The sequence below is a fragment of the Pseudomonas sp. Tri1 genome (genome assembly GCF_017968885.1).
Lineage (GTDB): Bacteria > Pseudomonadota > Gammaproteobacteria > Pseudomonadales > Pseudomonadaceae > Aquipseudomonas.
Map to the genome: position 1 here is coordinate 1099940 of NZ_CP072913.1, position 21907 is coordinate 1121846.

A 21907-nucleotide genomic window follows, 5' to 3' on the forward strand; every position below is an offset into this window, starting at 1 on the left:
TCGGGGGCAGGCTTTAGGACGAAAACTGTCGACGGCCGGGATCGTTGTAACAAGGTCCTCATGAAGAGGTGGCTTTTGTGGCGAGGGAGCTTGCTCCCGCAGGAGTGCGAAGCACTCCTCTTGATTTGCGGCGGGGCATCGAATTTTACGACCGCTGTGCGGCCGAGCGGGAGCAAGCTCCCTCGCCACAGGAGAGCGCTGCGCTGTTACTTGAGCCCCAACCGCCGGGCCATTCGCCCCAGATTCGCCCGATCCAGCCCCAATTCCCGGGCGGCGCTGGCCCAGTTGTGCTGGTGACGCTCCAGGCTGGCGCCGATCAGCCTGCGCTGGAAGTCGTCCACCGCGTCGCGCAAGTCTCCCGTGAGCCCTTGCGTGACAGGCGCAGGGCCGGTGGGCGAAGACGCTGGGTTTTCCTGCGCGGCTTGAGGCAAGTCCAGATCCTGGGCGCTGAGGCTGAGTATCTTCGGGCGCACCGCGCACCTGCCCAAGGCTTTCAAGGCGCTGCGGCCAATCAAGTGCTCCAGTTCGCGCACGTTGCCCGGCCAGTCGTAGGCCAGTAGCGCGGCCTGGGCGTCGCTGCTCAGGCGCAGGCTGCCCAGGCCCATGCGCGAACGGTTCTGTTCCAGGAAGAAGCCGCTGAGCAGCAGCACGTCCCGCCCGCGCTCACGCAGCGCTGGCACTTGCAACGGGTACACGCTTAAACGATGGTAGAAGTCGGCCCGATAACGTCCGTTGCGCACTTCCTCGGCGAGGTCGCGGTTGGTGGCCGCGATCAGCCGTACATCGACCCGGTGTTCCCTGTCCGAGCCCAGGCGTTGCAACTGTCCGCTTTGCAATACGCGCAACAGCTTGGCCTGGACGGTCAGCGACAGTTCGCCCACTTCATCGAGGAACAACGTGCCGCCATCGGCCAGTTCGAACTTGCCGCGTCGGTCGCTCGTGGCTCCAGTGAACGCGCCGCGTACGTGGCCGAAGAGTTCGCTTTCCACCAGGGTATCGGGCAGTGCGGCGCAGTTGAGGCTGATCAGTGGCTGTTCGGCGCGCAGGGAGGCCGCATGGATGGCTTGGGCGACCAGCTCCTTGCCAACACCGGTTTCGCCGGTGATCAACACCGTCAAGTCACTGCCACCCACGAGTTTGATTTCTTCCACCAAGCGCTTGTGGGGCTTGCTCTGGCCGACCATGTCGCGCTGTTGCTGGCCGCTGGCCTGGCGATAGATCTCGGCTCGTTGGTGTTCGTCCTCGGCTTTCAAGGCCAGGCGTTCGATGCGTTCGGCGGCGCTGACGGTCGCGGCGGCGAGGCTGGCGAAGGCTTGCAGGGCGCTCAGGTCGATGGGTTCGAAGCGTCCCGGATCCAGCGAGTCGAGCGTGAGCAGGCCCCAAGGGCGTTCATCGACGAACAAGGGGCAGCCCATGCAGTCGTGAACCTCCAGATGCTCATCGAGACCTTCAACCAGCCCGTCGTAGGGATCGGGCAAGTGGCTGTCGGCCGCGAATCGGGTGGGGTGCGGGGTGGCCAGCAGGGCTTCGAAGCGCGGGTGTTCGCTCACCCGGAATCGTCGCCCAAGGGTATCGGTGCTCAGGCCGTCCACTGCCAGCGGCACCAGGCAATCGCCGTCCAGGCGCAACAACGCCGCCGCGTCACAGGGTAGCAGGGCGCGCAAGGCACCGAGCAGGCGCCGATAACGCTCGCCTTCAGGCAGTTCTCGGGAGAGATCGGCCACCAGCGGCAGCAGCGAGGTCAGCAGGGAAGTTGCAGTCATAATGACTCCATGTAGTCGTAAAGACTATAAGCCCCGTCGTGTCTTTATGACTACGATGTTTTTAACTTATTGATATTAAACATGAAAATTTATGGCATGGAATCTGATAAGGGCTACGTACTGTTAGCTGTAATACGTCAGGAGTCACTCTATGCTCAGTCGAGAAGAACGCGCCATCATTCGCTCCACCGTTCCATTGCTGGAAAGCGGTGGTGAAGCGCTGATTACTCACTTCTATCGCATGATGCTGTCCGAATACCCGCAGGTGCGCCCGCTGTTCAACCAGGCTCACCAGGCCAGTGGCGACCAGCCCCGTGCGCTGGCCAACGGTGTGTTGATGTATGCCCGGCACATTGACCAGCTCGACCAACTGGGCGACCTGGTGGCGAAAATCGTCAACAAGCACGTTGCCTTGCAGATCCTGCCAGAACATTACCCGATTGTCGGCTCGTGCCTGTTGCGGGCGATTGCCGAAGTGCTGGGCGAAGAAATCGCCACGCCTGAAGTGATTGCAGCCTGGGGCGCTGCCTACAATCAGTTGGCCGATATTCTGATCGGTGCCGAAACCGGCATGTACGACAAGAAGGCTCAGGCGCCGGGTGGCTGGCGGGGCGAGCGCGAGTTCATCCTGGTGGATAAGGTGCAGGAAAGCTCGGAGATCACCTCGTTCTACTTCGAACCAGCGGACAAAGGGCCGATTCTGGTGGCCGAACCGGGCCAATACATTGGCATGAAGTTGATGCTCGATGGCGAGGAAGTGCGGCGCAACTATTCGCTGTCGGCCCTGGCGGACAACGGTCAATACCGTATCAGCGTCAAGCGTGAGGCCGGTGGACGGGTGTCCAACCACCTGCATCATCACTTCCAGGTTGGCAGCAGCATCCAGCTGTTCCCGCCGTCCGGGGATTTCTACCTGACGGACAGCGACAAGCCGCTGGTGTTGATCAGTGGCGGTGTCGGCATCACTCCGACCCTGGCCATGTTGCAGGCGGCGCTACAAACCGAGCGGCCGGTGCATTTCATCCACTGCGCGCGCAATGGCCGTGTCCATGCTTTCCGCGACTGGATCGATCAGCTGGCCGAGCGGCACCCACAGCTCAAGCGTTTCTACTGCTACGACGAAGACGACGGCTTGAGTCCGGCGGCCGACAAGGTGGGACTGCTGAGCCAAGAGCAACTGGCACAATGGCTGCCGGAACAGCGTGACCTGGATGCCTACTTCCTTGGGCCAAAGGGTTTCATGGGCGCCGTCAAACGCCACCTCAAGGCCTTGGGCGTGCCGGACCAGCAGAGTCGCTACGAGTTCTTCGGCCCGGCGGCGGCGCTGGAATAAAAGCAGCGACGCGCCCGGAAGCCGGGCTGCCTTCATCGCGAGCAAGCTCGCTTGTATGTTTAGACTTGAAGGGGTGGGCGGGACTAAAAGCTCGATTCCGACTCTAGCCAGTACGGACCGTGGGAGACTTCTCGTTCCGCCCTTTCTACCTAAAGCGCCGATAAGGAATTCATCGGTAAAACCGACGATAGAGGCAAGCCAGCGCAAAGGTAGACCCCGACAAGCACCTAAACCCTAGCTCCGAGGATTCGTCATGACAATCCTTAACTCACCAACGGTTATTGGTATCGATGTAGCGAAGGCCGAAATCGTCGTTTACCGCGAAGACCTGAAAATCACTCAAGCCATCGCCAACAATCGCGAAGCTCTTGGCCGGTGGCTCAAAACGCTACCAGCCCAAAGCTCGATTGCGCTGGAAGCCACCAGTTTTTATCACCTGGACACAGCTGAGCTGGCCCATGGAATGGGGTTTCATGTTTACGTTGTGGATCCTTATCGGGTGGCCCATTACCGTGAAAGTATTGGGCTGCGGGCTAAAACTGATCCTTGTGATGCGCGTTTGCTGGCTCGTTATCTAACGAACGAGCAAGCAAGGCTGCGTATCTGGAGCCCACCTCCAGAAGCCTACAAAGTGTTAAAAAACCTGCTTAGAAAACGTGCGGCACTCATCAAGGCCCGTGTCAGTATCGTGCTGAGTTTTTCGAACGAACCGTGCCTAAAGGACATCTTGGCCCGGCAGTTGGAGGTCTTCAAAGAGTCCGATCAGGCCATTCAGAAGCTAATGCGTGAGGCCAGCCAAGCGGTAGGGATCACTGAAAACATCAACCGCTGCAAAGCCATTGAAGGGATTGGTGAACTGACGGCCATTGGCTTGGCGACCGCATTCATGCGCGGTCACTTTGTCAGTGGCGATGCATTCATTGCTTTCTTGGGGATGGATTTGCGTCCAAAAGACTCAGGGAAGAAGCACAGTCCTCGTCACTTGAGCAAAAAAGGGGACGGGGAGCTACGACGCCTGGCGCACAACGCCGCGATGGCGGCCTGTCGGTCTCCTGCCTGGAAACCTTACTATGAGGCCTTCTTGGCACGAGGCCTGGCCAGAACTCAGGCCTTGGTTATCCTTGCCCGCAAGTTGTGTCGGGTAGCATTCGCCCTGATGAAAAATCAGAGCGAATACCAACCAAATTCACGGTTGCAGGGTTCCCCTGCAACATAGAATCTCCCACATTAGCTCCGGGGCGCTTGGAAGATTGGCGTTCAGCACAAGGCCCCTGTGGGAGCGAGCTTGCTTGCGATGACGCCGGCAGGCTCGATACCTCTCTAACCGACTCCCCTTGGCGTGCAAATTAATCCGCACTTAACCCTCTTGCTGTTTATTCCCAGCCAATGTTGCCGACAGTGGCTCGTTCACTGTCATGGTCAGCGTGTAGACTTCGGCCATCCGATAGCGCGCCGAGTATCGCAAGGCTGCGCGTCAATCCATGCCTACAAAGGGAAACGCAATGAGTGAGGAAATGCTGCGCTTGGGCCGTGAGCGGCGCTATCTGGTGTTGCTGGGGCTGATCTGCCTGGCGCTGATCGGCGGTGCGTTGTACATGCAGGTCGCCCTCGGCGAGGCGCCTTGCCCGCTGTGCATCTTGCAGCGCTATGCGCTGTTGCTGATCGCGATTTTCGCCTTCATCGGCGCAGCCATGCGCACCCGTCGCAGCCTGACGATTTTCGAAGGCCTCGTGGTGCTTTGCGCCTTGGCTGGCGTCGCTGTGGCAGGGCATCACGTGTACACCCAGTTCTTCCCGGCGGTCAGTTGCGGCATCGATGTGTTGCAACCGATTGTCGATGACCTGCCTCTGGCGAAGATCTTCCCGCTGGGCTTCCAGGTCGATGGCTTTTGCTCCACCCCATACCCGCCAATCCTCGGGCTGTCCCTGGCGCAATGGGCGCTGGTAGCCTTCGTGCTGATCGTGGTGCTGGTGCCGTTGCTGGTGTCTCGTAACCGCAAACACCTTCGCTGAAACACGCAAGCAAGCGCCCCGGTTTCTCTTCTTGAGCGCCGGGGCGTTTTGCGTTTCAGCGTTGGGTGGGATCGGCCTTGATCCGGGGCAAGAATAGCCTGCGACAATGTGCGACATGTTGTCACACATTTTGCCTCTCAACTGCCGGCCAAGCGTTGATAAGCGCCTCATCCTGTAACAAAAAAACGCCCGAACTGCTCCGATTGTTCAAACTTGCCCTGCGCGAAGCAGGCATTTTTAACAGCGCAGCGTCAGGCGGCCCAACCCCCGAAAAATGGGCCCTTTCCAGGAAAATAACCTCAGGGTACCCCCTTCGAGCTGTCTAAATCGGGCGTAGTAGGCCTATGTTTTTTGGGGTTCTTGTTGAGAATGAATTTCGATAAGATGCCGTCCTGTTGCGAGAACGGCCTGAGATTGTTGCCGGATCGGATAAAAATTATTTCGGGATGAGACATGGTCTACAGCGCCTCAGCTCACTACAATCGCCCGCACCGATTTTCCGACCCGGCTCAGGCTTGAGCACGAGGTGGTCGAAGGGCGCCAGCGCCCCATGCGACCCCAGGTGTCGGTGCCTCCAACTACCCGCACCAAATGGAATTGGGCTTGAACTAGGCCTTTGACCAACGAATAAGAACTCACTGCTGGCCCAGGATGTGTCGAACGGTGTCTGACTGACGTTCGATGGGCAGCCCTTATTCAATCCAAGAAAATGCCAACCCTTGGCAGGGTGAAGTGTTGGCGATCAAAACCCAACTGCATTGCGCAAGCTGCTTTAGAGGTCGTGAGATGAGTAAAAACAGGTACCCCCGATTACTAGGCTTGTTGCCGCTGCTCGGCACGTTGCTGCTGGGAGGCTGCAACATGACCTTGCTCGATCCCAAGGGCCAGGTCGGCCTGGATGAACGAAACCTGATCATCACCGCCACACTGCTGATGTTGCTGGTCGTTGTGCCGGTTATCGTCATGACCTTCCTGTTTGCCTGGAAATACCGCGCATCCAACACCAATGCCACGTACACGCCGAAGTGGTCGCATTCGACCAAGATCGAAGTGGCGGTGTGGACGATTCCGGTGCTGATCATCATTGCCCTGGGTTACGTCACCTACAAGTCGACCCACGCCCTGGACCCGTATCGTCCGCTGGAGTCCGACGTCAAGCCGATCACCATCGAAGTGGTCTCCATGGACTGGAAGTGGCTGTTCATCTATCCGGAACAAGGCATCGCCACCGTTAACAAAATCGTGTTCCCGGCCCACACGCCGATCAACTTCAAGGTCACCTCCGACACCGTGATGAACTCGTTCTTCATCCCGGGCCTGGGCGGCCAGATCTACGCGATGGCGGGCATGCAGACCAAGCTGCACCTGATCGCCAACCAGAACGCCGAACTCGACGGTATCTCCGCCAACTACAGCGGCGCGGGTTTCACCGGCATGAAGTTCAAAGCAATCGCCACGACCCAGGAAGATTTCGATGCCTGGGTCAACGATGTGAAGAAGGCACCTAAACAGCTTGAAAAAGCTGAATACGAAGCCCTTTCCAAACCGAGCCAGAACAACCCAGTCGAACTCTACTCGTCGGTTACGCCGAACCTGTTCCAGACCATCATCGACAAATATGAAGGGATGAATCCGGGCAAGCCGATGCACCACGAGAAGAACGAAAAGGAAGTGGCTCACAACATGGAAGGGATGGACATGAGCTCGCATTCAGCTGCCGGGGCAGAGGAGTAAACGATGTTTGGTAAATTAAGTTGGGAAGCGATCCCGTTCCACGAGCCGATTGTCATGGTGACCCTCGCCATCATCGCGCTCGGTGGCCTGGCGTTGTTCGCGGGGATCACCTACTTCAAGAAGTGGACCTACCTGTGGACCGAGTGGCTGACTTCGGTCGACCACAAGAAAATCGGCGTGATGTACATCATCGTCGCCATGGTCATGCTGCTGCGCGGTTTTGCCGACGCCATCATGATGCGTACCCAGCTGGCCATGGCCACCGAGGGTTCGCCTGGCTACCTGCCGCCTGAACACTATGACCAGATCTTCACCGCTCACGGTGTGATCATGATCATCTTCATGGCGATGCCATTCTTCACCGGCCTGATGAACCTTGCAGTGCCGCTGCAGATCGGCGCGCGTGACGTGGCCTTCCCGTTCCTGAACTCCCTGAGCTTCTGGCTGCTGGTATCGGGCGTGGTACTGATCAACCTGTCCCTGGGCGTTGGCGAATTCGCCAAGACCGGTTGGGTTGCCTATCCGCCGCTGTCGGGCCTGCAATACAGTCCGGGCGTGGGGATGGATTACTACATCTGGGCGCTACAGCTTTCCGGGTTGGGTACGACGCTGACGGGGGTCAACTTCCTGGCCACCGTGGTGAAAATGCGTACCCCGGGCATGAAGCTGATGGACATGCCGATCTTCACCTGGACCTGCACCTGGGCCAACGTACTGATCGTCGCTTCCTTCCCGATCCTGACCGCTACCCTGGCACTGCTGACGCTTGACCGTTACATGGATTTCCACATTTTCACCAATGAACTGGGTGGAAATCCGATGATGTACGTCAACCTGTTCTGGGCCTGGGGTCACCCCGAGGTGTACATCCTGATCCTGCCGGCGTTCGGGATTTTCTCCGAAGTCATCTCGACCTTCTCCGGCAAGAAACTGTTCGGCCACCACTCGATGATCTACGCCAGCGGCGCGATCTCGGTGCTGGGCTTCATGGTCTGGCTGCACCACTTCTTCACCATGGGTTCGGGGGCCAGCGTCAACGCCTTCTTCGGCCTGGCGACGATGCTGATTTCGATCCCGACGGGGGTGAAGCTGTTCAACTGGCTGTTCACCATCTATCAGGGCCGCCTGCGTTTCACCAGCCACGTGATGTGGACCCTGGGCTTCATGGTGACCTTCGCCATCGGCGGCATGACCGGCGTACTGCTGGCCATCCCGGGTGCTGACTTCGTGCTGCACAACAGCCTGTTCGTGATCGCGCACTTCCACAACGTGATCATCGGTGGCGCCGTGTTTGGCTACATCGCTGGTTTCGCCTTCTACTTCCCGAAAGCGTTCGGCTTCAAGCTGCACGAAGGCTGGGGCAAGGCGGCGTTCTGGTTCTGGATCACCGGCTTCTTCGTCGCGTTCATGCCGCTGTATGTACTGGGCTTCATGGGCATGACCCGTCGCCTGAACACCACCACCAACCCTGAGTGGGTGCCGTACCTGTACGTCGCCATGTTCGGTGCGGTGATGATTGCCGTCGGTATCGCCTGCCAGCTGATCCAGTTGTATGTCAGCGTGCGCGATCGCAACAAGCCAGAGAACATGTGCGAACACGGTGACCCGTGGAATGCCCATACCCTGGAATGGTCGACCTCTTCGCCACCGCCGTTCTACAACTTTGCCGTGCTGCCAAAAGCGGACGTCATCGACCCGTTCACCGAAGCCAAGGAAAACGGCACCGCGTACCCGGTCCCGGCCAAGTACGAGCCGATCCACATGCCCAACAACACCGCCACCGGTGTGGTCATGGGCGCGCTGCTGACCGTGTTCGGTTTTGCGATGATCTGGCACATCTGGTGGCTGGCCATCGCCAGCCTGGTCGGCACCGTGGTGTATTTCGCGATCCATGCCGCCCGTGACGATCAGGGCTACATGGTGCCGGTGGATGTCATCGAGCGCATCGAAGCCGAGCAGCACAAACGTCTGGTAGCGGCCGGGAAAGTCCCAGCCACCGCCACCCGTGTTGAAACCTCGTTGGAACAGGCTTAAACCATGTCGAACTTAGTGACCACTGTTGGACACGCCCATGGTCATGACCATGGGCACGATGACCATCACCACGACTCGGGCGAGATGACCGTATTCGGTTTCTGGCTCTACCTGATGACCGACTGCATTCTGTTTGCGTCGATCTTCGCAGCGTACGCGGTGCTGGTTAACAACGTCGCCGGTGGCCCATCGGGCCACGACATCTTCGAGTTGCCGTACGTACTGGGTGAAACCGCGCTGCTGCTGTTCAGCTCGATCACCTACGGCTTCGCCATGCTGGCGTTGTTCAAAGGCAAGAAAACCCAGGTACTGGGCTGGCTGGCCATGACCTTCCTGTTCGGTGCCGGCTTCATCGGCATGGAGATCAACGAGTTCCACATGTTGATCTCCGAGGGCTACGGCCCTAACCGCAGCGGCTTCCTGTCCGGGTTCTTCACCCTGGTCGGCACCCACGGTCTGCACGTGACCAGCGGCCTGATCTGGATGGCGATCATGATGTACCAGGTCCAGAAAAACGGCCTGACCGCCACCAACAAGACGCGCCTGAGCTGCCTGAGCCTGTTCTGGCACTTCCTGGACGTGGTGTGGATCTGCGTATTCACCGTTGTTTATCTGATGGGGACCCTGTAAATGGCTAACGCACATTCCCATGATGGCCACGACGCCGGCCACGGCAGCGTCAAGTCCTACGCCATCGGTTTCATCCTGTCGGTGATCCTGACCGTCATTCCGTTCGGCCTGGTGATGTACCCATCGCTGCCCAAAAGCCTGACCCTGTGGATCGTACTGATCTTCGCCGTGGTCCAGGTACTGGTGCACCTGGTGTACTTCCTGCACCTGGACCGCTCGGCCGCCCAGCGTAACAACGTGGTCGCGTTTGTCTTTGCCGCGATCGTGATCGTCCTGTTGGTAGGCCTGTCGTTGTGGATCATGTTCAGCATCCACACCAACATGATGGCGCACTGAGGAAAATCCGGATGTCCCTGAAGCACTTTATCCAAATCACCAAGCCGGGGATCATTTTCGGTAACGTGCTTTCTGTGGCAGGCGGTTTTTTCCTGGCCTCCAAGGGGCATGTCGATCTGGCCATCTTCCTGGCGGCGATGATCGGCACGTCCCTGGTGGTGGCGTCCGGTTGCGTGTTCAACAACTGCATCGACCGCGACATCGACATCAAGATGGAGCGCACCAAGAACCGCGCGTTGGTCCAGGGCCTGATCCCGGTGCAACTGGCCCTGGCGTTCGCCACGGTGCTGGGCGTGGCCGGCGTGGCGCTGTTGTACTGGGTGGCCAACCCGTTGGCGGCGCTGTTCGCTGTCATCGGCTTTGTCATCTATGTCGGCTTCTACAGCCTGTACCTCAAGCGCAAGTCGGTTCACGGCACGCTGGTGGGCAGCCTGTCGGGGGCGATGCCGCCGGTGATCGGCTACGTCGCCGTGAGCAATAGCTTCGACATGGCGGCGCTGACGCTGCTGGTGATGTTCAGCCTGTGGCAGATGCCGCATTCTTACGCCATCGCGATCTTCCGTTTCAACGACTACCTGGCGGCCTCGATTCCGGTGTTGCCGGTCAAGCGTGGTATCCGGGTGGCCAAGAAGCACATCCTGCTCTACATCCTGGCCTTCCTCGTGGCGACCTTGATGCTGACCTTCAGCGGCTACGCCGGCATGAGCTACCTCGCCGTCGCCGCCGCCATGGGCATGTACTGGTTGTACATGGCCTGGACCGGCTACAAGGCGGTGGATGACACGGTCTGGGCGCGCAAGCTGTTCGTGTTCTCGATCTTCACCATCACCGCCCTGAGCGTCATGATGTCCCTGGACTTCAAGGTGCCAAGTGAGCTGCTGCTGACTTACGCGCCCTAAGCTTCAGACGTTGCACAAAAAAGCCCCGCCTTCGAGAGAAGCGCGGGGCTTTTTCATGGGTATTACTTCGGACGTCTGTGGGAGCGAGCAAGCTCGCTCCCACAGGGGCTCGATTTGGGCTTATTGCTGGGCGATGCTGTAGCCGTCGAAGGCCTTCTGCTGTTGCAGGGCGGTGACGATGCTTTTGCGGGTCACCGGTTGTTCGGTGCCGTCGTTGTCCAGGAAGGTTTCGTTTTCCAGCTCGGCTTCGTCGCCTTCGCCTACGAAGTTGAAGCCCAGGAATTCGAAGGCTTCACGGTCGACGTTCAGCTTGGAGCGTGGTGTGCGCAAGGGCAGGGTGACGCTGATGCCATCCTTGCTGATGACAAACACTTCGGCTTCCTTCTTGGCCCGCGAGGCTTTGCCCTTGCTGCCGCTCGGGTTGCTGATGGCCTGGTGGGTCTGGTTCAGCACTTTCAAGGCCAGGCCATACACCAGTTCCTGGAAGGCCGGGTCGTCTTTGTAGCTGGAGAGGATACGGCTGATGGAGAAGCGGCTGCTCAGGTCTTCCAGTGCGGCGAAATCGGCGGCTTCGGCGTCCTTGAGCTGTTTGAGTTGGCCCATCAGTTCGTAAGCCTTGTCGTCGTCGAAGGCGTCATGAGCTTGGCGGATGGCGTTGCGCAGTTCGCGGATCTGGTCGCTTTCGCGGTTCGACTGGAACGCATCGAGGACCATCTCACTGATGGTTTTGGCCTGAGGCAGATGCTGTGAAAGATTGATGGAGTTTTCGTATTCCGCTTTGGACGACAGGGTGGTTACGGATTCAGCGGTGTTGGAATCGGACATTGAAATTTCACTACTTCTGTTAGCGGGATGAGGCGAGAAAGGCACTGAGCTTTTTTCCGGTCGCCTAATCTATTGGACGCGGGCGGTGTTGTCACGGTCGGACCGGCGACAGGTTGGCATTTGTTGCCGAGGGTGGGTTTCAATCGCCCATCAGCGCCATCAAGCGCAACGCATTGGGTGTCGCCGCGCCACTTGCGGTGTTGTCGAAGATGCACCAGGTTGCAGTGTCGGACTCGCTCTTCAATTGCCCGGCCAGCCGTTCCAGCCAGGTGTCGTCGTAGGGGGAATAGTAAATTCGCGGTGAGCCGTGCAACCGGTAGTAACGAACGCCAGGCCAGCCCGCCGGTCGATCGCAACCGGGTAACGGCGAGGGATCGGCGGCTACGCGACCGATGTGCTGGGCTTGCAGCAGTGCCTCCACCGTGGGCGCGAGCCAGCTCGGGTGTCGGGGTTCAAGCACAGCATGCCCCTGATAATGGTCGCGCAATGCCATGAAGAATGCTTCGGCCACTGCGGCATCGAAGGCCAGTGACGGGGGTAATTGGATCAGCAGGCAGCCCAGTTTCTCTCCCAACTGCGAGCATTGCCCCAGAAACTCATCCATCAGCCCTTCGCAATCGAGCAGCCGCCGTTCATGGGTGATCTGCTTCGGCACTTTGACCGAGAACCGAAAGCCCGGGGTGACGCTGTCGGCCCACTTTGCGTAGGTGGCGGGGCGGTGTGGGCGGTAGAACGAACTGTTGATCTCCACCGCCGGGAACCGTGCGCTATAGCGCTGCAAATGGGTGCCCTCGACGGGAAAGGCCGGCCATTGCTCCCGGGGCAATGACCAACCGGCGCAGCCCAGGTAAAGGCGTGAAGGGGAGAGGGATCGAGTCGACAAGTGCCCGGACCTGATTGCAAGCGTTACAACCTATGACCGCTGTAAACGCCGCAAAGATGCATTCATTTTTGCCGGTGGTCCTGTGCCGGCCTTCAGTTGCAGATCACATTCTTGCCGGCCATCTTGGAGCGATACAGCGCCTGGTCCGCCCGGTCCAGCAGCGCCGCTTGCTGTTCATCGTCCAAGCGCTGCACTACGCCAAAACTCATGGTGATCTGAAAATCGCCCACGGGCAGCAGGTCGGACAATCCACGGCGAATGGTTTCGGCCATCAGGCAGGCATCGGCCAGGGAGGTGTTGGGCAGAATCATGATGAATTCGTCGCCGCCCCAGCGAACCAGCAAATCACCGTCACGCTCGCAGCGTTTGACCGCCTGCACCACTTGCACCAATGCCGCGTCGCCGAAAGCATGGCCGTAACAATCGTTGATGTCTTTGAAATCATCGACGTCCATGGCGATCAGCGACAAAGGTTCGCGAAAGCGCTGGGCACGCTCGCAGGCCAGTGGCAGCGCTTGCTCCAGGCGATAGCGGTTGGCGACCAGCGTCAGCGCGTCGGTTTCGGCGAGCCGGCGGTTTTCGTCGAGTTGGATCTGCAGCTGCTGGTTGACCCTGGACAGTTCGCGGGTGCGTTCTTCGATGACGGCTTCCAGGGACTTGTTGCGCCGCTCCAGTTGTTCGAACAAGCGCTTCTTGTCGTCGATGCTGCGATGGGCACCGATCATGCGGGCTACCGTGCCGTCAGGATTGCGTGCGATCACGTAGCCGCGATCCTCGATCCAGATGTAGGAGCCGTCGCGCGTGCGGCAGCGGTATTCGGCCAGGTAGCTGGGGGATCGGTGCTCCAGATAGTCATCGAACAAGGTCATGACCCGTGGGTAATCTTCGGGGTGGATCACGCTCTCCCAGGTCAGCACGGTGTTATTCAATGAATGGGGCGCGTAGCCAAGCATCGTGTACCAGCCGGGGTTGCGGTAGACGAACCCGGTGTTGGCGTTCCAGTCCCAGATGCCGTCGCTGACCAGTTCCAGAATGGTGTGCAGTACGTCTTCATCCAGATCGGACAGATCGAACCGCAGCATATCGATGTCCGAGGCATCTCCCATCGTCGTTTCCCCAATCAACCTTGATATCAAAATGCTCGTCCAAGGCTCAAGAGTAGCCGATGGCGCGCGGGGTCACTAGCGTCGGCAGCGCCCCCCAAGCGAAGGCAGCCGTTGTGGCGAGGGGATTTATTCCTCGCCACAACATCATTCGGCTACGGATTGAGCTTTGCCCCATTTCCCCAGTGCAAACTCGACAAAGCTGCGCAACTTTGGCAAACGGTAACGATCCTGGGCGTACATCAGGCTCATCGGGCGATGGGGCAGTTGATAGTCCTGCAGCAACGCTACCAGTTGGCCGTCCTTCAGGTCCTGTTCCACCAGCGCATCGGGCAGCATCACCACGCCCATGCCGGCCAGGGCGGCGCGGTGCAGGCCCGAGGAACTGTTGATCAGCATCGGTCCATTCACCGGGACCTTGATTTCGCCGTCCGGGCCCTTGATCGGCCAATGGTCCTGGGCGAAGCGCCATTCGTCGCCTGCGGAATAGGCGAACGACAGGCAGTCGTGTTGTTGCAGGTCGGCGGGTTTTTCCGGTGTGCCGCGCCGCGCCAGGTAAGCAGGGGAGGCGCAAATGGTCAGGGTGTAGTCCATCAAGGGGCGGGCGATCATTTTCGGGTCGGGATGACCGAGGCGGATAGCAACGTCGAAGCCGTGATCGAGCAGGTCCAGGCGCTGGTTGGTCAGCACCACGTCGAGCTTGACCTGCGGGTAACGTTGGCTGAATTCGGCCAGGGCCGGCGCCAGGCGTTCGGTGCCGAAGGTCAGCGGCGCAGTGATGCGCAAGCTGCCAGTGGGCTCGCCCTGGGTCTGCTCGGCCAAGCGTTCGGAATCGGCCACCAGCCCCAGGACTTCCAGGCAGCGCTGGTAGTAGGCCGAGCCGAACTCGGTCAAGCGCTGGCGCCGGGTCGTACGGTTGATCAGGCGCACGCCGAGGCGTTGCTCCAGGGCGCGAAGATGATTACCCACCATGGTCGTGGACATTTCGCAGGCCTGGGCCGCCGCCGTCAGGCTGCCGGTTTCAACCACCTTCACATAAACGGTCATTGCCTGGAACAGGTCCATTATCAAGCTCGGCTTTTAAATGATTGAAGTAAAGCAGCGTTTATCCAGCAAGGGTGGCCAACCATACTGGAAAAAACCACCCGATGGAGCTTGATGCCATGACCGCTGCCTGCCTGATGTCCACTTACCAACCCCTGGCGCTGAATTTCACTCATGGCCTGGGGACGCGCCTGTGGGACCAGGACGGCCGCGAATACCTCGATGCGGTGGCGGGCGTGGCGGTGACCAATGTCGGCCATTCCCACCCCCGGTTGGTGGCCGCCATCAGCGAACAGGCCGGCCTGTTGTTGCACACCTCCAACCTGTACAGCATCGACTGGCAACAACGGCTGGCGCAGAAACTCACGCAGCTCTCGGGGCTGGAGCGGGTGTTCTTCAATAACTCCGGCGCCGAAGCCAACGAAACCGCGCTGAAACTGGCGCGTCTTTACGGCTGGCACAAGGGGATCGAACAGCCTTTGGTGGTGGTCATGGAGAATGCATTTCACGGGCGCACCTTGGGCACGTTGTCTGCCAGTGACGGCCCGGCGGTACGGTTGGGGTTCAATCGGTTGCCGGGGGATTTCGTCAAGGTGCCGTTCGGTGATCTCGCGGCATTGGAAAAGATCCAGCAAGCCCACGGCGAACGCATCGTTGCGGTACTGATGGAACCGATCCAGGGCGAAAGCGGTGTGCAACTTGCACCGCCGGGCTATCTCAAGGCTTTGCGTGAACTGTGCACCCGGCGCGCCTGGCTGCTGATGCTCGACGAGATCCAGACCGGTATCGGCCGCACCGGCCAATGGTTCGCGTTCCAGCACGAAGGCATTGTGCCGGACGTCATGACCCTCGCCAAAGGCCTGGGCAATGGCGTGCCCATCGGTGCCTGCCTGGCCCGGGGCAAGGCTGCCGAGCTATTCACGCCCGGCAGCCATGGCAGCACGTTTGGTGGTAATCCGCTGGCCTGTCGGGTCGGTTGCACAGTGTTGCAGATCATCGAGGCACAAGGCTTGCTGGACAACGCCAGGCAGCAGGGTGAACAGTTGCTCAAGCGGTTGCGGGCCGAGCTGGCGGACAACCCGAACGTGCTGGCGATTCGCGGCCTCGGGTTGATGATCGGCGTTGAACTCAAACAGCCGGTGCGCGACCTGACCCTCTGCGCCGCCCGGGATCACGGCTTGCTGATCAATGTCACCCGGGGCAAGACCATTCGTTTGCTACCACCGCTGACGATTGATGGGCGGGAGGTGGAGATGATTGTCAGGGGCGTGAGCCGCTGCCTGGCGCAGGCCTGAAATCGGTCCAGGCCCAATACGCCAAGGCGCTTGCACTGATCGACGCACCCAACAGGCATACCGCGACCCAGCCCCATTGCGCATAAACCAGGGTCGCGGCGGCGGCCCCCAAGGCGCTGCCGATGGAATAAAAACACATATAGGCACCCACCAGACGGCTCTGGGCATCGGGGCGGGCGGCGAAAATCAGGCTCTGGCTGGTGACATGGACCGCCTGTACCGCGAAGTCCAGAGCGATGACGCCGACTGCCAGGGCCACCAACGAGGTTTGGATAAACGCCGTGGGCAGCCATGACAATGTCAATAACGTCAGGGCCATGCCTGTGGTGCGCCGGCCCAGACCCCGGTCGGCCCAGCGCCCGGCTTTCGAAGCGGCCAGGGCACCGGCTAGGCCCGCCAGGCCAAACAGGCCGATCTGGGTATGGGACAGTGACAGGGGTGGTGCGCTGAGGGGCAGCACCATGGCGGTCCATAACACGCTGAACGCGGCGAAGATCAGCGAGGCCAGGACACCTCTGACCCTCAAGGTGCGCTCCGTGGCGAACAATGTGAGCGTCGACCACAGCAGCGCAGGGTATGAATGGTCGAGCCGGGGTTGGCGGGTCGAAGGGACTGTTCGTGCCAGCACCATCGCCAACGCCAGCATCAGCCCGGCCGATACAAAGTACACCGCCCTCCACCCGGCCAGGTCTGCAATGAGCCCCGATGTGAACCGGGCCAGCAGGATCCCCAGCACCACGCCGCTGGTCACCGTGCCGACCGTTTGCCCGCGCTGCTGCGGCGAGGCGAGGGCCGCTGCGTAGGCCACGATGACCTGGACCAACACAGCCATCAAACCCACCATGACCATTGCGCCGAGCAGCATCGACCAGTGCGTGGCAAACCCTACGGCGGTGAGCGCCAAGGCCGACAGCAGCGTCTGGGTGATCATCAGGCCCTTGCGATTGATCAAGTCGCCCAGAGGAACGATGAACACCAGGCCCAGGGCATAACCGATCTGGGTCGCGGTCACAACGATGCCGATGAGCCGCGGCGCAACGTGCAGGCTGTGGGCAATCGAATCGAGCAGTGGCTGGACGAAGTAGACATTTGCCACCGCCAACGCGCAGGTCAGGGAAAACAACAACGTCAGCGACCGAGACAGCCTGGCTGGGTGGGCGGCAGACGCTTGCCGGACAGCCTCATCGGATTGCGCCGCAATCGCTTGTGCTTCACAGGGCATAGGGTGCTTCCTTTATTAAATCAGGTTTTGATTTGAAACCACAAAGTTGTTTTTTAGCTATTCTGGTTTTAATATGCAACCTGTTTTTTCATCGCAAAGAGGCCAGCACATGACTGAAAAAACATCCCCGGCCAGCCATGAGTGCCCCGTGGCCCGGGCCGTCGAGGTGATCGGCGACCGTTGGTCGCTGTTGATCATTCGGGACGCGTTCGATGAGGTGCGGCGGTTCAGCGAATTCCAGAAGAACCTGGGGCTGGCGAAGAACATCCTGGCTTCGCGTCTCAAGGCGCTGGTGGAGGTCGGTGTGCTCGAGACGAGACCCGCTTCCGATGGCAGCGCCTACAAGGAGTACGCCTTGACGCAGAAGGGGCGCGAGGTGTTTCCGATCGTGGTTTCGCTGCGCCAGTGGGGCGAGCGGCATTTGTTCAGCGCGGGAGAAACTCACTCGGTACTGCTGGACAATGAGCGTGATGAACCGGTGGCGATGCTTGAGGTTTGTTCGGCGACGGGGAAAAAACTGGAGCCGGGGGACTGTCATCGTCGTACAGTGCTCAAACCCTGAACGGTGCGGGTTTTTGCTTTGTAAAGGTTGAGTAAACGCAGCGCAGCGGCACGGAATTTTTGCCGCTGGTCGCGTTCCAACGCCAGCCAGGGTCCATTGTCAGAAGGCCTTGCACTCAGAATTGAAAAACCAGGAGCATTCCATGTTCACCTCGCGTCGCTTGATCGTTGTCGCTACTGCTGTGGCCCTGTTGTCCGGCTGTGCGTCGCCTAACCCCTACGACAACCAGGGACAGGCCTCTACCGAGTCTTCGGGCATGAGCAAAACCGCCAAGTACGGCGGCCTCGGCGCCCTGGCCGGTGCATTGGCCGGTGCGGCCATCGGTCACGATAACCGTGGCAAAGGGGCATTGATCGGTGCTGCGGTAGTGGGGGCTTCCGCAGCCGGTTACGGCTACTACGCCGATCAGCAGGAAAAGAAACTGCGCGCAAGCATGGCCAATACCGGCGTTGAAGTGCAGCGCCAGGGCGACCAGATCAAACTGATCATGCCGGGCAACATCACCTTCGCCACTGATTCGGCGAACATCGCCTCCAGCTTCTACCAACCGCTGAATAACCTGGCCAACTCCCTCAAGGAGTTCAACCAGAACCAGATCGAAATCGTCGGTTACACCGACAGCACCGGTAGCCGTCAGCACAACATGGACCTGTCCCAGCGTCGTGCCCAGAGCGTGGCGACCTACCTGACGTCCCAAGGCGTGAGCGGCGCCAACCTGTCGGCCCGTGGCGCCGGTCCGGATAACCCGGTGGCCAGCAACGCCGACGTCAATGGTCGTGCGCAAAACCGTCGCGTCGAGGTCAACCTCAAGGCCATTCCCGGCCAGCAATACCAGGCGCCGCAGCAGCAGGGCCAGACTTACCAGCAATACCCATAACCGCTGGGCGGCAAATGAAGCGGGGGGCCTGGAAACAGGGCCCCCGCTTTTTTTTGGCTGTTAGTTCCAGTCGCAATCAACCGTGTGGGCTTGCTGGCGATAGTGGCTGCCTGGGGCGGTGATGTTGAATGGGCCGGCGTCATCGCGAGCAAGCTCGCTCCCACCCTGGCTCTCCAGTGAGCAGGAAATTTGTGCTCGACCCAAATCCCCTGTGGGAGCGAGCTTTCTCGCGATAGCGGTCTGTCTGAGGCGGTGATTCTGGATCAGGTTGGGGGCGATTTGGGTGGCAGCATGCGGGTCGGTGGTTTGCCGTCGGCGTTGTGCTGATAAATCTGCGTAGGCTGCCCCTGTTCATTGAAGAACACCTGGCCGATCCCCGCTGAGTTCCACAAGCGTTCCCCAGCCTCGGCGTGTTCCGGGATGTGCGGGACGATGCGCATGCTCCGGCGCTTGGTGAACCAGTTCAGGGGCGAGCGCGGCGAGTAGAGCCAGCGGTTCAGGCGGTCGAACCATTCCAGCAGCGCCGCAGGGAATTCATTCTTGATGCCGCTGCTAGTGATCTGCCAGATGCGCGGGCCGCCCTTGCGGTGTGGGATCAATACCTCGTAGACGAAGGAATAATGCACATCGCCCGACAGCACCACGTAATTACCCGGTGTACGCGAGTGTCGGAAAATGTTCAGGATCACCTGGCCCGCGCCACGATGGGCCATCCAGTTTTCCGCATCCACCAGCAACGGATAACCGCACCAACTGAACACGCGCTGCACGGTCTCGATCAGCTTCACACCGAAAATCGGCGCCGGTGAAACGATGATCGCCGAGGGGTGATCCAGCAGCTCCTGTTGCAGCTCGCTCAGGGCTTCCCAGTCCAACAGGCCGGAAGGTTGCTTGAGGTTGTTCTCACTGCGCCAGCGGCGGGTGCGGGTGTCGAGCACCACCAGGGCCGGGGTGCTCGGTAACACGTAATGCCATTGCTGGAAACCCAGCAGCGTGTCGATCAATTGGTCCTGGGGGGCGCTGTCGAGGTAGCGGTCCCGGGCGGTGTCGCTCAGGGCCACGGTTTGCTCGATCACGTCGGCAAAGACATCCGGGTTGTTACCCCAACCCTGGCAGAGCATGTAGGCAATCAATGCATTGCCGATGATGCGCTTGGAGAACGGATGGCCGTAGGCCGTTTCCTCCCACTGCGCGGAAAGATTCCAGTCATCGGTAATATCGTGATCGTCGAAAATCATCAGGCACGACAGGTGCGCAAACACCCGCGCCACACCGTCCAGCCCAGCCTTGAAGCCCTCGATGCGTTGCTGTTCCAGGTCGTAGCGCTGGCGTCGCTCAGCGGTCAGTTCCGGCGGTTGCGGGGCGATCAATGTCCACGGCACCGGCGACCACACCAGCAGGTACATCGCCATGACTTCAGCGAAGGTCACCAGGTGATTGTCGGCGCTGCTGCTGGTGAAAATCGGCTTACGCGCGCCGCCGAAAAATCGCTCGCGCAGGGTTTCGTTGCTCTCAAGCGCGGGTAACAAATCGGCTCGGTGATAATAACTGGCGGGGTGCCGATACAGCTTGGCGCTGTCCTCCACCACCGCGCCATCCAGGCATTCCTCGAACAACCCCAGGTGCTCGATCAATGCGTGAATGGCTCGCAACATTGGCCCGGCAACATCGTCGGCATAGACCTGGTCGCCGCTCATCATCAACAGCGCCGGCCGCTGTGTCGGCTCCTGGGCCAACAGCCGATCGATGCAGAGCAAACCGTCGTTGGCCGGGTAATGAGGTTTGCGGCAGGAACCGTGGACTAACTGATCGATGCGCGCATGCAGCACGAAGTTCGGACACCGCGCCTCGCCATACAACAGATGTGGTGCCCATTCAGCGATGGGGACGCCGTCCACCAGCAAGTCGTAGTCAATCGAGACATCTTGGGGCAGGGGGCTGTCGAGCCGCACATCGATCAGATGCACAAACGCCTGTTGCCCCACCGGCACTACCGTGCAGCGCTGTGCATTGAGCTCAAGATCGCCCACGCCGTCCAGGCGCAACGTCAATGCCAATGCTCGCGTGCCCACCAGCCACATCACCAGCCGGGTGGGCTCCAGCCGCCGCAATATCGGGCCGGCCAGGACAGAGGGGAGGGTGGTGGTGTCGGGAGTGGACGGCAGCATTCGCAGGGAAAAGCTCTGTTCAGGGAGAGGCGGGGATCATAACGCAATGTGCTTTGTCGCAGGGGAGGGTGGAATAAGGGGCGTTGATCCCGCCCCTGTCACATCACTGGGTTTTGTTGGAAGCCTCAGCCGCCTTGATCAAATCCGGGCCAATCTCCTTTTCAAACTTCACCCACACTGGCTTCATTTTGTCGCGCCATGCAGCACGTTCCTGCGGTGTGAGGGCGATGATCTCGGTGGTCTTGGCGTCGAGCACATGCTGCCTGTCTTCCTGGTTCAACTGCTCGGCTTGCTGATTTGCATAGATAGTCGATTCGGCGACGATCTTGTCCAGCTCCGTGCGGATATCCGGCGGCAGGCTGTTCCAGAAATCGGAGGTGGTGATCAGCATGTAGTCGAGGATGCCGTGGTTGGATTCAGTGACGTACTTCTGCACCTCGTGCAACTTCTGGTTGTAGAAGTTCGAGTAAGTGTTTTCCGTACCGTCGACCAGACCGGTGCGCAACCCCTGATACACCACCGAAAAAATCATCTTCTGCCCTTTGGCGTCCACTGCCTTGAACTGCTCCTCCAATACGGCGGAGGTTTGCACCCGGAACGTCAGGCCTTGAGCATCCTCGGGCATCCGCAGTGGCTTGTTGGCCGACAATTGCTTCATGCCGTTATGCCAATAAGCCAGGCCGGTGACGTTCTTGCTTTCCATGGACTTGAGCAGCTTCTGGCCCGCGGGGCTTTGCTGGAAACGGTCCACGGCGGCGATGTCGTCAAACAAGAAAGGCAAGTCGAATAACTGCACCGACTTGGTGTACTGGTCGAACTTGGCCAGTGACCGCGCAATGATCTGCACGTCACCCAACAGCAGCGCTTCCATTTCCTTATCGTCGCCATACAACGTGGAATTGGGATACACCTCGACCCGGACCTTGCCCGGCAGCCGTTCGTCCACCAACTTCTTGAACATCATCGCACCCAGGCCTTTGGGTGTTTGCTCGCCCACCACATGGGAAAATTTGATCACGATCGGCTCAGCCGCCATGGCTGTGGCGAACAGGCTGAGGCTCAGGGTACAAGCGAGCGCTTTCCATAGAGGTTTTAGCATTGCAGAACTTCCCTTTAGTATTCGAAGACGCCAAGCCAGTGCCTGGCCAAACACTTTCGTGGCCAGGCAAATGGGGCCTGCACCACGG

19 protein-coding genes are annotated in these 21907 nt (G+C 59.7%); 11 read left to right on the plus strand and 8 right to left on the minus strand.

Annotated elements, in window-relative coordinates; genetic code table 11:
• Window positions 1–206: 206 nt before the first annotated feature.
• Entirely contained in the window at window positions 207–1763 is a 1557-nt protein-coding gene (gene norR / locus J9870_RS04720; RefSeq protein WP_210642912.1) for a nitric oxide reductase transcriptional regulator NorR, read from the minus strand.
• A gap of 151 nt (window positions 1764–1914) precedes the next feature.
• Between norR and hmpA the strand changes: the two genes are divergently transcribed.
• The 8 genes from hmpA to cyoE all read left to right on the plus strand — a co-directional run bounded on the left by hmpA (window position 1915) and on the right by cyoE (window position 10741).
• On the plus strand, window positions 1915–3096 hold the full coding sequence (gene hmpA / locus J9870_RS04725) for an NO-inducible flavohemoprotein (RefSeq protein ID WP_210642913.1): 1182 nt from the start codon (window positions 1915–1917) through the stop codon (window positions 3094–3096).
• Between the two features lie 253 nt (window positions 3097–3349).
• Entirely contained in the window at window positions 3350–4312 is a 963-nt protein-coding gene (locus J9870_RS04730; protein WP_210639263.1) for a transposase, read from the plus strand.
• A 286-nt stretch (window positions 4313–4598) separates the two neighbouring features.
• Window positions 4599–5108, plus strand: a complete 510-nt coding sequence (locus tag J9870_RS04735; protein WP_210642914.1) for a disulfide bond formation protein B — start codon at window positions 4599–4601, stop codon at window positions 5106–5108.
• 786 nt (window positions 5109–5894) lie between these two features.
• Window positions 5895–6842, plus strand: coding sequence for a ubiquinol oxidase subunit II (gene cyoA / locus J9870_RS04740; RefSeq protein WP_210642915.1), 948 nt, complete (start codon window positions 5895–5897; stop codon window positions 6840–6842).
• A 3-nt stretch (window positions 6843–6845) separates the two neighbouring features.
• Window positions 6846–8876 carry a cytochrome o ubiquinol oxidase subunit I gene (gene cyoB / locus J9870_RS04745; RefSeq protein WP_057451772.1) on the plus strand — a complete coding sequence of 677 codons (2031 nt, stop codon included), beginning with the start codon at window positions 6846–6848 and terminating at the stop codon, window positions 8874–8876.
• A gap of 3 nt (window positions 8877–8879) precedes the next feature.
• Window positions 8880–9506, plus strand: a complete 627-nt coding sequence (locus J9870_RS04750; protein ID WP_003205395.1) for a cytochrome o ubiquinol oxidase subunit III — start codon at window positions 8880–8882, stop codon at window positions 9504–9506.
• Window positions 9507–9842, plus strand: coding sequence for a cytochrome o ubiquinol oxidase subunit IV (cyoD, locus tag J9870_RS04755; protein WP_003205394.1), 336 nt, complete (start codon window positions 9507–9509; stop codon window positions 9840–9842).
• An 11-nt stretch (window positions 9843–9853) separates the two neighbouring features.
• A complete protein-coding gene (gene cyoE, locus J9870_RS04760) occupies window positions 9854–10741 on the plus strand; it encodes a heme o synthase (protein ID WP_018604246.1) in 888 nt (295 codons plus the stop codon).
• A 120-nt stretch (window positions 10742–10861) separates the two neighbouring features.
• Here the strand turns inward: cyoE and J9870_RS04765 are convergent, their stop codons facing one another.
• From J9870_RS04765 to J9870_RS04780, 4 genes are all read right to left on the minus strand, one after another.
• Window positions 10862–11566 (minus strand): hypothetical protein, encoded by a 705-nt coding sequence (locus J9870_RS04765; RefSeq protein ID WP_210642916.1) that lies wholly within the window; start codon window positions 11564–11566, stop codon window positions 10862–10864.
• A 139-nt stretch (window positions 11567–11705) separates the two neighbouring features.
• Window positions 11706–12449 carry a DUF72 domain-containing protein gene (locus J9870_RS04770; protein ID WP_210642917.1) on the minus strand — a complete coding sequence of 248 codons (744 nt, stop codon included), beginning with the start codon at window positions 12447–12449 and terminating at the stop codon, window positions 11706–11708.
• A gap of 92 nt (window positions 12450–12541) precedes the next feature.
• Window positions 12542–13555, minus strand: a complete 1014-nt coding sequence (locus J9870_RS04775; protein WP_210642918.1) for a sensor domain-containing diguanylate cyclase — start codon at window positions 13553–13555, stop codon at window positions 12542–12544.
• A 144-nt stretch (window positions 13556–13699) separates the two neighbouring features.
• Complete coding sequence (locus J9870_RS04780) at window positions 13700–14617, minus strand: LysR family transcriptional regulator (protein ID WP_210642919.1); 918 nt, start codon at window positions 14615–14617, stop codon at window positions 13700–13702.
• A 98-nt stretch (window positions 14618–14715) separates the two neighbouring features.
• Between J9870_RS04780 and J9870_RS04785 the strand changes: the two genes are divergently transcribed.
• Window positions 14716–15891, plus strand: a complete 1176-nt coding sequence (locus J9870_RS04785) for an aspartate aminotransferase family protein (protein WP_210642920.1) — start codon at window positions 14716–14718, stop codon at window positions 15889–15891.
• Here the strand turns inward: J9870_RS04785 and J9870_RS04790 are convergent.
• Window positions 15857–17113, minus strand: a complete 1257-nt coding sequence (locus J9870_RS04790) for an MFS transporter (protein ID WP_210642921.1) — start codon at window positions 17111–17113, stop codon at window positions 15857–15859. The two genes, J9870_RS04785 and J9870_RS04790, sit on opposite strands and share 35 nt — an antisense overlap.
• A 109-nt stretch (window positions 17114–17222) precedes the next feature.
• Here J9870_RS04790 and J9870_RS04795 point away from each other — a divergent pair, with 109 nt between their 5' ends.
• Together J9870_RS04795 and J9870_RS04800 are read left to right on the plus strand one after the other, a co-directional pair.
• Window positions 17223–17675 carry a helix-turn-helix domain-containing protein gene (locus J9870_RS04795; RefSeq protein ID WP_210642922.1) on the plus strand — a complete coding sequence of 151 codons (453 nt, stop codon included), beginning with the start codon at window positions 17223–17225 and terminating at the stop codon, window positions 17673–17675.
• A 142-nt stretch (window positions 17676–17817) separates the two neighbouring features.
• Window positions 17818–18552 (plus strand): OmpA family lipoprotein, encoded by a 735-nt coding sequence (locus J9870_RS04800; RefSeq protein ID WP_018604257.1) that lies wholly within the window; start codon window positions 17818–17820, stop codon window positions 18550–18552.
• A 263-nt stretch (window positions 18553–18815) separates the two neighbouring features.
• On the opposite strand, the gene J9870_RS04805 is transcribed toward J9870_RS04800, so the two are convergent.
• Together J9870_RS04805 and J9870_RS04810 are read right to left on the minus strand one after the other, a co-directional pair.
• Window positions 18816–20720 carry an alkaline phosphatase D family protein gene (locus tag J9870_RS04805; RefSeq protein ID WP_210642923.1) on the minus strand — a complete coding sequence of 635 codons (1905 nt, stop codon included), beginning with the start codon at window positions 20718–20720 and terminating at the stop codon, window positions 18816–18818.
• Window positions 20721–20823: 103 nt separating this feature from the next.
• Window positions 20824–21819 carry a TRAP transporter substrate-binding protein gene (locus J9870_RS04810; protein ID WP_210642924.1) on the minus strand — a complete coding sequence of 332 codons (996 nt, stop codon included), beginning with the start codon at window positions 21817–21819 and terminating at the stop codon, window positions 20824–20826.
• Window positions 21820–21907: the final 88 nt, after the last annotated feature.